The 14,474-nt window shown below is 40.6% G+C and carries 17 protein-coding genes; 8 read left to right on the forward strand and 9 right to left on the reverse strand.

Annotation, left to right across the window (positions count from 1 at the left end; all coding sequences use genetic code 11):
• The first annotated feature begins 11 nt into the window (after nucleotides 1–11).
• Complete coding sequence (locus F7B60_03870; GenBank protein MCE4614647.1) at nucleotides 12–1,202, forward strand: AAA family ATPase; 1,191 nt, start codon at nucleotides 12–14, stop codon at nucleotides 1,200–1,202.
• Nucleotides 1,203–1,238: 36 nt separating this feature from the next.
• Complete coding sequence (locus F7B60_03875) at nucleotides 1,239–1,490, forward strand: DUF131 domain-containing protein (GenBank protein ID MCE4614648.1); 252 nt, start codon at nucleotides 1,239–1,241, stop codon at nucleotides 1,488–1,490.
• A 6-nt stretch (nucleotides 1,491–1,496) separates the two neighbouring features.
• On the opposite strand, the gene F7B60_03880 is transcribed toward F7B60_03875, so the two are convergent.
• Nucleotides 1,497–1,667, reverse strand: coding sequence for a hypothetical protein (locus F7B60_03880; protein MCE4614649.1), 171 nt, complete (start codon nucleotides 1,665–1,667; stop codon nucleotides 1,497–1,499).
• A 102-nt stretch (nucleotides 1,668–1,769) separates the two neighbouring features.
• On the opposite strand from F7B60_03880, the gene F7B60_03885 reads away from it, so the two are divergent.
• Nucleotides 1,770–2,474, forward strand: coding sequence for a hypothetical protein (locus F7B60_03885; protein ID MCE4614650.1), 705 nt, complete (start codon nucleotides 1,770–1,772; stop codon nucleotides 2,472–2,474).
• 13 nt (nucleotides 2,475–2,487) lie between these two features.
• Here the strand turns inward: F7B60_03885 and F7B60_03890 are convergent, their stop codons facing one another.
• From F7B60_03890 to F7B60_03905, 4 genes are all read right to left on the reverse strand, one after another.
• Nucleotides 2,488–3,684, reverse strand: coding sequence for an acyl-CoA dehydrogenase family protein (locus tag F7B60_03890; GenBank protein ID MCE4614651.1), 1,197 nt, complete (start codon nucleotides 3,682–3,684; stop codon nucleotides 2,488–2,490).
• A gap of 72 nt (nucleotides 3,685–3,756) precedes the next feature.
• Nucleotides 3,757–4,305, reverse strand: coding sequence for a Zn-ribbon domain-containing OB-fold protein (locus F7B60_03895; protein ID MCE4614652.1), 549 nt, complete (start codon nucleotides 4,303–4,305; stop codon nucleotides 3,757–3,759).
• A 5-nt stretch (nucleotides 4,306–4,310) separates the two neighbouring features.
• A complete protein-coding gene (locus F7B60_03900) occupies nucleotides 4,311–5,501 on the reverse strand; it encodes a thiolase domain-containing protein (protein ID MCE4614653.1) in 1,191 nt (396 codons plus the stop codon).
• Nucleotides 5,502–5,642: 141 nt separating this feature from the next.
• Complete coding sequence (locus F7B60_03905; protein MCE4614654.1) at nucleotides 5,643–6,311, reverse strand: 2,5-diamino-6-(ribosylamino)-4(3H)-pyrimidinone 5'-phosphate reductase; 669 nt, start codon at nucleotides 6,309–6,311, stop codon at nucleotides 5,643–5,645.
• A 93-nt stretch (nucleotides 6,312–6,404) separates the two neighbouring features.
• Between F7B60_03905 and F7B60_03910 the strand changes: the two genes are divergently transcribed.
• Complete coding sequence (locus F7B60_03910; protein ID MCE4614655.1) at nucleotides 6,405–6,950, forward strand: hypothetical protein; 546 nt, start codon at nucleotides 6,405–6,407, stop codon at nucleotides 6,948–6,950.
• 1 nt (nucleotide 6,951) lies between these two features.
• The gene (locus F7B60_03915) at nucleotides 6,952–8,379 is read left to right on the forward strand and encodes a phosphopentomutase/phosphoglucosamine mutase (protein ID MCE4614656.1); all 1,428 of its coding nucleotides are present in this window, start codon (nucleotides 6,952–6,954) and stop codon (nucleotides 8,377–8,379) included.
• 4 nt (nucleotides 8,380–8,383) lie between these two features.
• Here F7B60_03915 and F7B60_03920 read toward each other — a convergent pair whose 3' ends face one another.
• The 4 genes from F7B60_03920 to F7B60_03935 form a co-directional block, all read right to left on the reverse strand.
• Nucleotides 8,384–9,160 (reverse strand): DUF2208 domain-containing protein, encoded by a 777-nt coding sequence (locus F7B60_03920; GenBank protein MCE4614657.1) that lies wholly within the window; start codon nucleotides 9,158–9,160, stop codon nucleotides 8,384–8,386.
• A 66-nt stretch (nucleotides 9,161–9,226) separates the two neighbouring features.
• Nucleotides 9,227–10,354, reverse strand: coding sequence for an amidohydrolase family protein (locus F7B60_03925; protein MCE4614658.1), 1,128 nt, complete (start codon nucleotides 10,352–10,354; stop codon nucleotides 9,227–9,229).
• 59 nt (nucleotides 10,355–10,413) lie between these two features.
• Nucleotides 10,414–10,755, reverse strand: coding sequence for an SCP2 sterol-binding domain-containing protein (locus F7B60_03930; GenBank protein MCE4614659.1), 342 nt, complete (start codon nucleotides 10,753–10,755; stop codon nucleotides 10,414–10,416).
• 91 nt (nucleotides 10,756–10,846) lie between these two features.
• On the reverse strand, nucleotides 10,847–12,610 hold the full coding sequence (locus F7B60_03935) for a radical SAM protein (protein MCE4614660.1): 1,764 nt from the start codon (nucleotides 12,608–12,610) through the stop codon (nucleotides 10,847–10,849).
• A 134-nt stretch (nucleotides 12,611–12,744) separates the two neighbouring features.
• Here F7B60_03935 and F7B60_03940 point away from each other — a divergent pair, with 134 nt between their 5' ends.
• The 3 genes from F7B60_03940 (at nucleotide 12,745) to F7B60_03950 (ending at nucleotide 14,392) form a co-directional block, all read left to right on the forward strand.
• Complete coding sequence (locus tag F7B60_03940) at nucleotides 12,745–13,152, forward strand: thioredoxin family protein (protein ID MCE4614661.1); 408 nt, start codon at nucleotides 12,745–12,747, stop codon at nucleotides 13,150–13,152.
• A gap of 17 nt (nucleotides 13,153–13,169) precedes the next feature.
• Nucleotides 13,170–13,607: a hypothetical protein gene (locus F7B60_03945; protein ID MCE4614662.1), complete on the forward strand. Its 438-nt coding sequence runs from the start codon at nucleotides 13,170–13,172 to the stop codon at nucleotides 13,605–13,607.
• A 158-nt stretch (nucleotides 13,608–13,765) separates the two neighbouring features.
• The gene (locus F7B60_03950; protein MCE4614663.1) at nucleotides 13,766–14,392 is read left to right on the forward strand and encodes a hypothetical protein; all 627 of its coding nucleotides are present in this window, start codon (nucleotides 13,766–13,768) and stop codon (nucleotides 14,390–14,392) included.
• Nucleotides 14,393–14,474: the final 82 nt, after the last annotated feature.

The following is a 14,474-nucleotide window of genomic DNA, read 5'->3' on the forward strand; positions in this document are numbered from 1 at the left end:
GGTGTAGAGAATTGAGTGAAGCATATATCGTGGAGCATGCCAAAAGATATGCATTAGCAGCAGTTGAAAATGACTCGAAGAAGAATTATGATGCTGCAATCAGGAACTATGAGGCGGCTGCAACTTTACTTGAGAGGGCTGTAAGGCTTTATCCTGATCATCCTCTGAGAGACACATTTATTCTCTACATCAGGAAATATAGAAATCGCGTTACAATTCTACGTAAAATGATGATTCCACAAGGTGCACTTAGAGATAGAGATGATGAAATATACATAGAAGATGATGAAAACCAAGAAGATGATGATAAAACGCGTGAAACTGCAAATACAGATACCTTGAAGCCACCGGGTTTCGTGCAAACAGAGAAGCCAAACTTAACCTTCGATGAGATAGCCGGCCTGGATGATGCTAAGCAAGCGATCAGAGAAGCTATAATATTTCCCATAGAACGCCCTGACCTGTTTCCCCTCGGCTGGCCACGAGGCATTCTACTATTCGGTCCTCCGGGGAACGGTAAAACAATGCTTGCAGCTGGTATCGCAAATGAAGTTGACGGAGAATTTCTCTATGTTGATGCGGCTAGCATTATGAGCAAATGGCTCGGCGAAGGCGAAAAGAACGTTAAGAGGCTGTTCAAGTACGCAAGAGCCAAAGCCGAAACCGGAATTCCCATAATCATATTTATAGACGAGATAGATGCCTTAATAGGTGTAAATATCAGTGAAGTTGGAGGAGAAGTTAGAGTTAGAAACCAGTTCCTAAAAGAAATGGACGGATTACAGGACAAGGACAAGAACTATCACGTATATGTTATAGGAGCTACAAACAAGCCATGGAAGCTCGACGAACCTTTCATAAGAAGATTTCAGAAAAGAATATTCATACCCTTGCCAGACAAGGAGACTAGGGAAAAGATACTAGAATTATATACCCATAGACTAGATTTAGATAGTGATGTAAATTTAGACGTTCTCGCTGAAAAAATGGAGGGTTACAGTGGTAGTGACATTAAAGATGTGGTACAAGCTGCATACATGGTAACGGTAAGAGAATTCTTTGAAAACAGAGGAGAGGGGATGAAACCAAGGCCAGTATCCATGAAAGACTTCGATCTAGTACTCTCAAAGAGGAAGCCCAGTGTCAACAAGAAGATGCTTGAAATGTACGATAAGTGGTTTGACGAGTACAAAGCTCTTTAAATGCTACACCAACCATTTTTCACATCGGGGGTATCCTTGAACTCCCAGGAAATGGGGATGATACTAGTTTTCGTAGGCATGGTCGTCATTCTGATAGGCATGCTGTACCTAACATTGGGTAGTGGAGGAAAGGTTGAGGGAGGAGCTGTAGTTATAGTTGGGCCTATCCCCATTGTTTTCGGTTCAAATAAAAGGATCGCATGGGGACTCCTCGTTATGGCACTTGCTTTAATGCTAGTGTTGTTCACATTCTATTACTACGCTACAAGAAAAATAACTCCAACTTGAATAGGTTTACTCTGATAGTTTAGACTTGAAGTTTGAGGCAGCAGTATCTAGTTTTTCTTTTAGCTTCATGATATTCTCTTCCTTTCTTTTCTCGAGCTTATCCACGGCAGACTTATAAGCTAAGTCTATTTTATCTTTCATCTCCGTTGTTAACTCATCCTTACTTGGAATCGGCATCCTGACCCACCCTCATTATTCGCTTACTAATTAGAATGGAAATAATGTAATAATAAATATGCCCTGAAAACAAATCAAACCTTAGACTACGGTGTGAAGTAATTGTTAGACGCGTTAGTAATTAACAACAAATGCCAGAATGCAGTTGTCTGTAACAGTAATGAAAGGACTTGTTATCTCCCAAACGGTAATAAATTAGGGTTCAAAGTGATTTCGAGTGTTAGTGAGATTGAAAACATCAGCTTGAAGGAACCTGCTGTCCTCTATTTCCCTGATAGTAAAATAGCCTATGATACGAAAAAGAAAACGGGATACATGACCCTGGAATTATTGAACGATAGATTAGGAGGATATAAGGATATTATTATAGCAGGCCTACATGTAATGGCAAGCTGGGAATTCAATATACTAGCTGGAAATGATTGGGGTTACATTTATCTACCCATAGATGCTTCTATATCTGGTGACTTCGTTCCTCTTTACGAGTTAGACAACTTGGGTGTAAGAGTAGCCTTGGGAAGCGGCTTCTTTGACAGTAGATTCGGTGTTTGCGATTTTCCTATAGTGGTCTGGTCAGCCTTTCTAAACCAATACAATTTGCTGAGAGAAGAGAAGGCAATTACTGGTGTTTGGAGAGCTACTCTTGGAGGATGGAAGGTTTACCATTTAGATGAGCCGGAAGGGATAACTGGCAGTCTAATCGAACTGGGGCCTGAGGAGGCACTAGATCATATATACCTGTTCGCGAGAAAGAAATCCCGATTCGGGCAACGAGGACGATACTCAAAGGAAAAAGAAATATTTTAATTCAAGCAGAGGATTAGACTCTCATACCCATAGCTTGCCTCAGAAGTGTCCTGACTATTGTGAGTCTCTGTATCTCGTTGGTGCCTTCATATATTGTTGTTATGACAGCATCCCTGAGATATCTCTCTACACCCATCTCCCAGTCTGCTCCGTAACCACCGTGTACCTGTATTGCTTGTCTCGCTATCCATTCGGCTGCTTCCGTAGAGAATGCTTTTGCTAGACTACTAGCTATTATGAACTCGCTTCTGCCCTGGTCTGCTAGTGTTGCTGCCCAGAGCGTGAGCAACCTGCTTGCTTCAACCTTCATGTACATATCAGCTAGCTTGAATTGAATCGCTTGACTGTTTATAAGTGGCTGGCCGAATGTTTCTCTCTGCAGAGCATAATTCAATGCTTTCTCAAAGGCCGCCTGGCCTATTCCCACTGCTTGTGCTGCAATGCCTATACGGGTATGATCATATGTTGTGACAACTATCTTGAATCCTATGCCTTCCTGCCCAACCAAGTTCTCTGCCGGTACCTTAACGTCTTCCAGAATAACCTCATTAGGTTGCTCGCCCCTCATGCCTATAACATTAAACTTCTGTCCAACCTTTACTCCAGGCCAGTCCTTCTCTACAATAAATACACTTATACCTTTCCATCTTTTTTCTCCCGGGGGACTTGTCCTAGCAGACACAACGAGATAGTCAGCTTCCTCTGCTCCACTTATGAAAATCTTTCTACCGTTCAATATATAGTGATCATTCTCTTTTTTCGCTTTAGACTGTATACCTGCTACATCGCTCCCAGCTGCAGGTTCCGTATTTGCATGCGCTCCCTTCTTTTCCCCTCGAGCTACCGGTGTAACATATTTCTTCTTCTGCTCCTCAGTTCCAAATTTGAGTATCGGTATGGCAAACAGAGGATTCACTCCGAGATAGACTGCTAGGCTAGGTATGCCTCTTGCAAGCTCCTCTGTAAGGATTGCTGTAAGTACTTGTCCCCCACCTTGGCCTCCATATTCTTCCGGTACACCTACACCGAAAAGACCTAAGTCTTTCATTCCTTGGTTAATCTCTTCAGGTATCCTATTCTCTTTCTCTACCTGTTGCCATCTAGGGATAACAGTATTCTCTACGAATTCTCTGACGGCTTTTCTAAAAAGCTCGTGCTCGTCTGTTATCTCTATCTTGAAGTCTTCTATGCTTTGGAATGGAAATACCATTTAATCTTCGCACCTCCATACTTATTCGAGACGAAAAAGTTGATGTAAGCAGTTTAAAAAGAGATTATAATCTTATTCTTCTTTTACAGGTACAAATTCGTATGTATAGTATCCCTCAGGTTCTCTCTTAACGACCTCAAGTTTGACTGGCATTCCTACATGGAGCTTCTTGGGATCCGTTTCTCTTATCCATGCTGTTATTTGTACTCCATTCTTTAGTTTGACTATTCCAACAGTATAATCTGGATAGTGGCCGAAACTATATGGTCTCGTCGTGATTATAGTATAAGTGATTAGCTCTCCTTCCTTTGGCAGCTCAACCCATTCCATTTCACTTTCCTTACAGTAAGAGCAGTCTACTTGTGGAGGGAAGTATATTCTACCACACTTCTTACACCTGGTTGCAAGTAGCTTGCCCTTAGCTAAGCCTTCATGGAAGAATTCCTTTGTCTTCTCAACACTTATCAAGAACTTTAGCGTTAATTCCCTTTGATCATACCATAGTTGTGCTCCACTCTTGGGCTCAGGTATTATAGGCTCCCCCACTGCTTTCTTCATTTCATTCGCAAAACCTTCCATTTGCTTTAGGAACATATCCGCTTGCTCTTTTTGATTGGACATCACGATCACCTCCTAGGTTTGGATAGACTGTAGAGTGTAACATACGCATAGTGTCCGGTTCCACCTATGTTATGAGCCAATGCACGGCCTGCTTTGATATCGGCTTGCCTTTCCTTCTCTACGCGGCCTAGTAGCTGTCTGGATAAATCTACCGCCATGCTTATACCTGTAGCTCCTAATGGGTGTCCCTTGGCTTTCAATCCTCCTGAAAGGTTCACTGGTATCTTTCCCTCTCTATAAGTCTCCTTGTCCCTGATTAACTTATATCCTTCCCCTCTCTTAGCAAATCCTAAGTCTTCATATGCTAATATCTCAGCTATACTAAAACAGTCGTGTACTTCAGCAACATCTATATGTTTAACTATGTCATCCCTAGATAATCCAGCCTTCTTATAGGCCCTGTTAGCTGCTATGGTTCCAGCTTCTAAGTGCAGGAAATCATCTCTCCTAGAAAGATTGCTTGTACCACTACTCACCCCTATGCTTTCTATCCAGACGGGGCTATCTGTAAGTTTCTTAGCCACTTCCTCGCTAGCCAGAACCACCGCAGCCGCTCCATCTGTTATTGGGCTGCAATCATATAGCTTTAGAGGCCATGCGATATATCTGCTTTTCATGCATTTCTCTACTGTTATAGGCATCGGGAAATGAGCCTTTGGATTTAGACTTGCATAATAATGGTTCTTAACTGCGATCTTGCATAAGTCTTCTTCTGTAGCACCATATTTTGACATATATGCTGTGGCGTAGAGTGCATAGTATCCTGGGAATGTCAGTCCGAAGTTCTGGAACTCCCAGAAGAAATTACCTGCTCTTCCTATAAACTCGATTACTGTTGGAGTTGGGCTTTCATTCATTTTTTCAAGTCCTATGGCCATTGCTATATCAGCTTCTCCGCTTGCTATTGCATCATGTGCTGCTTTTATAGCAGCACTACCAGAGGAACATGCTGCCTCAACTCTATAGAGGCCTGCTCCTGTTAATCCTGCATATTCTAGTGCTACAACAGATGCCAGTCCTTCGCTGCTCCATCCGCCCACATTCGAGAAACTCACGAACTCAACGTCTTTCTGCTCTATTCCAGCTTCATTTATTGCTTCCTTTATGGCTTCCCATGCAAGCTCAGGCATATTGACATCGTGTCTAAAACCGAATTTCGAGTGTCCTGTTCCAACTATTGCAACATTTCTCGTCAAGACTATTATAGCACCTCCCAACGGGTTTGATCTTGCTTAATGCTCGATTGGATATAGTTACGCTTGGATATAGTGTAGGAAGAGGTTTTAAAAGGATGAGTAATTCTTTTAGCATAATTTTAGTATAGAACAGGAAATGAGTTATTTCTTGACATCATAGACTACGTGTATTTCGTTTCCACATTTGCACCTCTCTATACTCTTTAATTCAAGCTCTACCCTTTCAACATATCCATCGAATCCGTCCCCCGAAACAAAGCAAACACTCCTGCCGCCGAAAACATATGGAGAAATAGTAACCCTGAGCTCATCCACAAGGCGGAGCTTGAATAATGTCCAATTAAGATATCCACCACCTTCGACCAGTACCGTTCTTATATTTTTCTCGTAAATTCTTTCGAGTGCATCCCCTAAGTCCAAGATATCATCAAACCTATATGGAACCCCTATTACTTCCACGCCCGAATACTTTTCTGAAGCCGATTTAACATTTCCGTTAAATGTGATGATAATCGTTTTTGGAGGCTGATTATATACCCTAGCTGTAGCAGGAGTTTTCAATAGGGCATCAACTACTATCCTTACCGGCTGACTCCCTGATACATATCTAACGGTTAATTGTGGATCATCTACTAGTATCGTGTTGGCTCCAACCATTACCGCATCATGCATTGAGCGGAGACTATGAAGTCTTTCTAGATCGTATTTACATGAGAGTTTTGAGTATCCTGTTTTGCTAGCTATTTTGCCATCAACAGTCATAGTCGAGAATATTGTGACCCGTGGAAGCTTCCTTTTATCTTTAGCCATTACGGACATCCATTGATAGTGTTCTTAGTTAGACATAGATATATATGAGGATTTAATCGACCTTTCTATTTGGTATAAAGGGGTAGTAAAAGGTTGCCAGAAGCATTCAACTTGGTAATAACACACCTGCCGACATATCGTAACTATATCGTGGCCCGGCGGCAGGTTCTGGACATCCTGAATAAACCAATTATCGTCGATGTACAGCCAAATATAATGTTTCTTAGAGTAGAGGAGCCGGATAAGGCTGTTGAGAGTTTTAGGAGGACTTTAGGTGATAAGGATACCCCCATACTCAGAGTTATTCCTGTGGATAAAGTGGTAGAGCCGTATGTGGAGGAAGTCAGTGAGTGGGTTAAGAGGCTTTTTTATGAGAAGTGTAATGAGAAGAACAGTTTTGCTATAAGAATGGACGGGCATCTCTACAGTAGAGACCCGGAAAAAGAGAAAGGCTGGTTAACTAGGGATGAGGCCATAAAGATAATTGCTTCCGAGATCGATAACCCAGTAAATCTATCTGACCCTCAGTGCCTCGTATACATCAAAATAGTTCAGTTATATGGTTACACGGAGTTAGCAAGCCTAACGCTAGGATCTCCTAGTAGGATACTCTCTATAGCTAAAATGAAGGGATATTAAAATGGGGAGACTGTTTGGGACAGCCGGTATCCGTGGAAGGTATCTTGAGAAGGTTCATCCAGAGTTAGCCTATAGACTTGGTTTAGCGGTTGCTTTCTACATTGGAGGCATGGGTACTGTAACAGTAGGCCACGATGTCCGAACTACAAGCCCCCTACTATCTCAGCTTGCAGCTGCTGGACTAATGGCTGGCGGAGTTGATGCAATATATCTTGAAATGGTTCCTACACCTGTCCTAGCGTATAGTGTACCCCATACTAATAGTAAATCAGGCATAATGGTAACAGCAAGCCATAACCCGCCTCCTGACAACGGCCTCAAAGTCTTCGATGAAAAAGGGATGGAATACACTGAGGGTATGGAGAGAGATTTGGAGGCATTGATAGGTGTACCTGAATCATCCCGTCTTCATGCTAGTTGGGATAGAGTTGGCAGAATGGTTCTCGGCACAGAAATACAGTCTAGGTATATGAGGAATATTGTTGAAAGATTGGAAGTAGGAGATATTAAAAGGAAACCTAGGATAGCTATCGATTGCGCTAATGGGGCAGCTAGTAATGTTACACCAAAAATACTCCGCGACTTGAACGCGGATGTAATATCAATTAACTGCCACCCAGATGGAACGTTCCCGGGTAGAACACCCGAGCCGAGAGACGATGTACTCAAACCTTATTCAGATAGCGTTAAAAACCTAAATGTTGAAGCACTACTAGCTCATGACGGTGATGCTGATAGGCTGGCAGTCGTCATTCCTAGCTACGGGTTCGTCAAGCAGGATCTTCTGATAGCTTTGTTTGCAAAGGAGAAGCTGAAGGATAGAAACGGTACTATAGTCATATCAGTCGATGTAGGTATGGAGGTTGAAGAGATAGCTGAGTCTATGGGTGGTAGAATAGTAAGGGCTAAGCTTGGTAAAGTACATGAAAAACTGAGAGACATTCCTGGAGCCCTTCTAGGTGCTGAGCCATGGAAGCTTATAGATCCAGAGTGGGGGCTTTGGGTCGACGGTATATACGAGGCTGCCTTGATTGCCAGAATATTATCATCTACAAATAAGTCTCTTAAAGAGCTCTTCAAGGAACTCCCCTTCTATCCCAGTATAAGAGCCTCGTTCTCTTTACCTGGAGATGAGGAAAAAGAAAGACTTTACGGTGTGTTAAGGGAACATATAATTGATGTTCTGGGAAAGGGTAACGTGAGCATATCAGAACTTGACGGTGTAAGACTTAGATGGGACAATGGGAAATGGATACTGTTAAGGAGGAGTGGGACAGAGAGTAAGATAAGACTTTACATGCAAGCAAAGAACCGCGAGAATCTTATGACCCTATTTAAGACATCTAAGGACCTCGTGATCTCTACTGCACGGGATTTGAGTATAACTATAACTGCTTTGCAAGAGCATTTTGGATTAGAAAGAATATAGCAACCTATTTTTTGCTGGAAGCCTGCTTCAAGCTTTCTTCCTTACCTCTCATACCATACCTAGTCAATATGTCATAAAGCCTCTTCGGTTGCTTCGCATACAAACGTATTTTGATGACGTTCTTATCTTTGATCTGTACTATCTCAACGAACTTTCTCTTCTCATTTAAATTGACTTCAACATTATCCTCAAAAGGAAACGGTATAGGCTGCTGACCTAGAAGTCCACCGACAAGTATCCCCTTTTCCGTTATTGTATAAGACGTAGGCATATTATATGATACCATATGTCCTGTTTTCCCCATCATATACGATCGTGAACCCCACGTTATAGCAAAGCTTCCTTCGAAGTATACCAGGAATGCAATAAAATATGCTATTGAATGCGAGCTTACATAAGGTGTTAAATCGTTTCCCATTGCTGGAACATACTTCCATAGAAGAAAGAAGTAGACCATAACTATTAAGCTTGGTATCATCATGACTTTCATGGCATTCATTTGCTCAGCCATATCCTTAGATATTTCTTTGTCTTCCATCATTATGTCACGTGCATTCTTCTCTTCAATAAACTTCCTGGACGTCTGCATTTCCTCGGTAGAGACCTTACCTTTTCCCGCACGAGATTTATTCAGCTTTGCCATAGCAACGAAATATACCACGAAGAATAATGCGATAATATAACCGTAATAATGCCTAAAGAACGCCGCAGCCAGACTAAACACTATTATTGATACTTGTGAAAGCAGAGCTTGCTTCCAGCCGTATTGCACCATTGACATCTATTCTGCACCCTCTATTCATAGACGGGGGTATTGGTAGCCTATAAATAATGTTCACAAAGATGGTTACGGCATCCTAGCGACAATAGATTTTCTATCAACCCTTTTGATTATTCCAGCGTATTTGTTTTCTGCTTTTAACAACCCTGACGATTCTCCCTCTACTAAAATACCATTAACACGCATTCCCTCCTTTATTAAGGGAGGAGTTATTCCGAGAACGAAATAAGGGTTTATAAACAGACCTCTTAGTATCCAGAGATCGAACTCCATAGATTTAACTCCTTGACTTCTTCCTATATAGTATAAGAGAGAAGCATCCCTCCAAGGGTCGGGAGTAAACCATGCAGCATTATCTGAACCGATCATTATGCTGAGATTATTATCGAAAAACAATTTTATAGGAGGTATTCCAGTAGAGTGGAATAAAACGCTTCTCGGACAGACAGATACTGGAATATTTCTCTCTTTAAGAACGGCTATATCGTTTTCCTCCAAATAAGTACCGTGAACTATGAATGTAGGATCCAGATGTTCTAGTAATAATTCAAGATCCTCTTGTTGCCTTATTTCCCTTGTTTCAGCTACATGTGCTGATAATGGAATGTTCTTTTCACCAGACAATTTCGCCATTTCTCTTAGTGTTTCCTCTGAATAATAAAGAGGAGAAGGTAACCCAAAACCATCACATTCTTCCACTAGCAAAGAAAGATAATGATGATCTGGTTTTGCATGATCAGGCCTACCTAGGAGTTTTAATATACCCTTGAACATTGAGGCTGAGAGAGCTTTCTTCGCTATTTTGCATCCATCTATTCCCCCTTCCCTGTAATCCACGACTAACTGGGTGCCAGTAGTATCAGTGTAGTTTAAGGCTTCCGCATATCCTTTCACTTTCCCATCAATTTCGGCTTCCTTGAGATGTTTATGTTTAAGTCCATTTGGGGGAGCAACTAGCTCATCGAGGCTTAGATCAGTCCCATATTCTGGTATTATCCAGTCGGCTAAGTGGGTATGGGAGTTTGCTGGGAGTGGTAATAGTATATAATACGAGCTACCGCTAGTTTCTAGAGGGCAGGATGAAAAATTTTCAATGCTTTCTAATATAATGCTCTCATTTAGAAACAAGCATACGTTACTTCTGAATTCCAGTTGTTCTCCATATAGAATTCCACCTAGCTTTAAAGACTTCACCAAGATTCACTCCAGAAGAGTATTGCGAGATAAGTGAGGTAAAAAGGAATGAGTTTTGATTACTCTTTTCCTAGGCCAGCGTTAATCATCTTCCTCAAGTTTGCTGTGTCAAATACATTTCCTGTTATCTTCATTTTTCCCGTCATAAAAGCTTTCATAGCATCGAGTTCTCCTTTCAAGACCTGCTCTAGGACTTGCCTGGGCATCTTGAGGGTTGCTATAGGGCTGGAGTGTTTTCCTTCAATTACCTTTAATTCTCCTCCACTTATTTCAATATAGAACTGATCACCTTCATCAGTCTCGAATTGATAAACTTTGTTCCAGCTAGCTATATCTGGAACCTTCGCCTTAGCTTTCTCAAATACCTCGGCTATCAGGCTTTGATATTCTTCCAATCCCATAAGGATTCACCTCTTTTTCGTTAATTAGTATATAGGAATTGTTTGATTATAAACTAATTATATTTGAACTTGCTGAATCTAGGGATAAAAATTAGAAGATTATACCTTTATATGCTTCCTTGTAAACCGGGCTATTCTTTATGATCTTCCAATATTTCGACCTGTTGTATTTTACACCAGGGCCTATTCCACCTTGTTCTAGTTGTTCCTGATATTCTTTACCTGATATCTTAAACTGCTCTTGGACATAGTCCCTGTAAAGTTCTGGAACAACATTGAATGCGCAGAATGGTACTATTCTCCCGTCTGGCATGAGATAATGTATATTGCACCGTCTAACTCTAGTCACATCATAGTTGTATGGATCCATGAAGTGCATCATTCCCAAGAACATCATATTGTAATGCAACTCTCCGAGAGCATCATAGTTTCTTTTTACAAATATATTGTAAAGCAGTTTGGTAAAGCTTAATCCTCTAGGTAGTTTTTCAGAATCAACAAACTTCCTGAGATCCACCATCATTCTCACAGCCTTGATCTTCTTGAAGCTGGCTTTCTCCATTTCAATTCTCTTTTCATCTAGGTACTTGATAAAAGCTTCAACGTCGAAAAAGGTTGTAATGGGAATATACTTTATTGGTATACCGTCATTGTCTCTTTCCACAAATATATAGGTTCCTGCCCCACACATAGGGTGATTAGCCATACAGAACTGTTCTGTACCAGTCATAGCCTCAACAAACTTGGAGAATTTCGCCGCTACAGGTATTGGGAACCACGCCTCTCTCGGAACCTGGCCCTCGGTTTGCTTTTCTATATTTATTATAGCATCTGCTATAGTTATCCTCAGTTTCTCTCTCTCATGCTTTTTCATTTGCCCAGTTAATGAGACAGGCTGGAAGTTGACACTTCTCACTATATCCATATGCTTCCCTGCGAACTTTATAATATCACCCATCTCGTGGTCATTTACCCCTTTAATAAGAGTCGGGACAAGAACAACACTAGTCATACCTGCCTTTCTAAATACCTCGAATACGAATGGGACTTCCCAGTGGTTTTTCCAATTAGTCTTCGGTGTTACACCGTCAAAGCTCATATAAACAGTATTTACACCTGCCAATCTCAACTGTCTTGCATACTCTACTGCTTTTACAGGATTCTGGAAATATGCTTCCGCGAACTTAATAACATTAGTGTTTAACTGTATGTGCCGAACACCTTCCTCTTTTAATAGATTGACTATATTAACTAGATCATCTCTCATAGTAGGCTCTCCGCCTGTTATTTGGACAGCCATAGTAACTCCTTGTCTCTTGTAACGCTTAATCATGTAACGTATCTGTTCTAAACTCGGCTCATAAATATAACCAGCTTTCTCAGCGTAGAAGAAGCAATACCAACAGCTTAGATTACACTTATTCGTTACTACTAAATTAGCAAGAGCTGTATGGTTCTCATGCATAGCACATAAGCCGCATGAGAAGGGGCATGGTGCACCTACCCCCACATATGGTTTCTTGACACCTTTACCCGTTTCTTCATATTTCATAAACCGTCTGTATAGTTCAGCATCACCGAAGTAGAGTTCTTCCGTCTCACCATGCTCGGGACATATTTTCCTTATATACACCTTCCCGTTCCTCTCGAACACACGGGCAGGTAGAAGTCTATAGCATATAGGACATATACTAGTGGTTATGTTCAAATGCTTCTCCCCTTCTCTAAGAGGAGGCAGCGGCCCTCCTAACTTTATCTTCTTACCAGCTATCTCGACATAAGCCTGCCCGTTCTCTATTTTCACACTACTAGGAGGTGGCAATGTTTTCTCAGTATTAACTGTGTTAGCTGTCATTATCGTTTCACCCGTCCATGGATCTATCTTCATCGCTATATATAGGTGTTTACCCTTTTACCAGGATAAAGGGTAAAAAAGAATACAACAAATTATATTCTCTCCAACATTATCAGAAACTCTGGGTGAAAGAAATGGATAAAGAATTACTCACACTCTCGGAAAAACTTCGTGAACGAGCGAATTTTCTCGAACTCAAACTAAAGGATCCAATTATAGAAGTAAACAGATATAACATAGATAATATCGTAGAAAAAAACACTGCAATATTCCTGTTCTTTACAGCCGACTGGTGTGGACCATGCATATCCTATCTATCTACATATAGAGATTTGGCTGTAGAATTAGCCAAGCCAAAAGTAATTTTCGCAAAGGTTGACGTCGACAAAAGTGCCGATATAGCCGATAAATACCTTATAGATCACATCCCAAGTATAGCTGTGATTGTTAACTCCAAACATGTGGATACATTAATAGGAAGCATGTCCAAGGAAAAACTAAAGGAAAAACTCTCATCATACATTGACCTTGTAGGTCATTAGGCTAGGTGTTCTATATAATGGAACACCTATACGATCTCTTCTGGTCAGCTATTAGAGGAAAGTCTCTGGATGAGTTTGAGAGATTTATCGAAGAAATAAAGGGCGACTTCCATATATATGAGAGATTGGATCTATTTCCATTTAAAATAAAATCTGGTTTAACAAGCATACCTATACAAAACAGGTTTCTTCTTTTCCTAGAGGAATTAGCATCTGCTTTAATAATAGAACTAGTATCGCTCGAAAATTCCATACCGGATGAGTGTATTAACTTAGAATCTTTTATTCGTAATAGAGTAGAACTTGCTAACAATCTGCTACGAGACCTTAACCAAGAGATCATAGAATATAAGCTAAGCCCCGAAGAAACCGAGAAAGCTAGGCTATTACTTGATTCCTATCGTTTATTGGGTAATGGTATACTTAGGGTATGTCATTTTTATGTAAAAGATTGAAATAAATCCGTATTTCCCTATATAGAAATGAAATTATATAGTATTATCTAGGGGTTACCCTGAAGACTCCTTTATAAAGCTATTAAACTTAACATACCTTTAGGGTTAGCTCTCCGATATACCATTAGATCCTAATAGATACTAGCTGGGGAGGAATAATGGTCTACTTAAAAGCAATAGCGATTGTAACGATTTTAATAGCAGCAGTAGCGCTAGGAGCTGTAACTAAAAGTGATCAGCATAACTCACTCCTAGGAATATCACTACCATTTGGTGACGGTAATTCAAATAGGAAAATCGAGAACGTCTATGTGCTCTCGAACGACCCAGAGATAGCAACACAAATACAATCACTTATTAAAAATCGAATGATAAACATTGTCATCCTGAAGGACAATAAGATAGATAATGTAAAGGCTGGAGATGTACTAATTATTAACATAGATAACTCCCACTTTAAGGTAGACACTAAACTATTCAATGATCTTGAAAAACGCTTCCTAGAGAAAAAAGGAATAGTAATATTATACACTGAAAAAGGAATGCCACCTTCAAAGTTATCTGAATTAACATATAATATGTTACCGCTTTCATTTACTGGAAGACAAAACGTTGTTATAAACCGTACTTCAGGGAACCTATATTACGTCTTCGCTCTTAGATTACTGGGAGGGGATGATAACCAAGTTCCAGTTTACTATAGCCTATATTCCCATGCAACGACAAAAATAGAACCCGCCGATATATGCAAGTTTATAAGCTCAATAGTATCAAATACCTCCTAGTTTCTTCCAGCAAACTCTTTCGACATAAACTCCTAAACTACAGGCTACACAATATATTTTAGTTCTAAATTCACGCAACCAA

Source organism: Candidatus Tiamatella incendiivivens, from assembly GCA_015522635.1.
Taxonomy (GTDB): domain Archaea; phylum Thermoproteota; class Thermoprotei_A; order Sulfolobales; family Acidilobaceae; genus Tiamatella; species Tiamatella incendiivivens.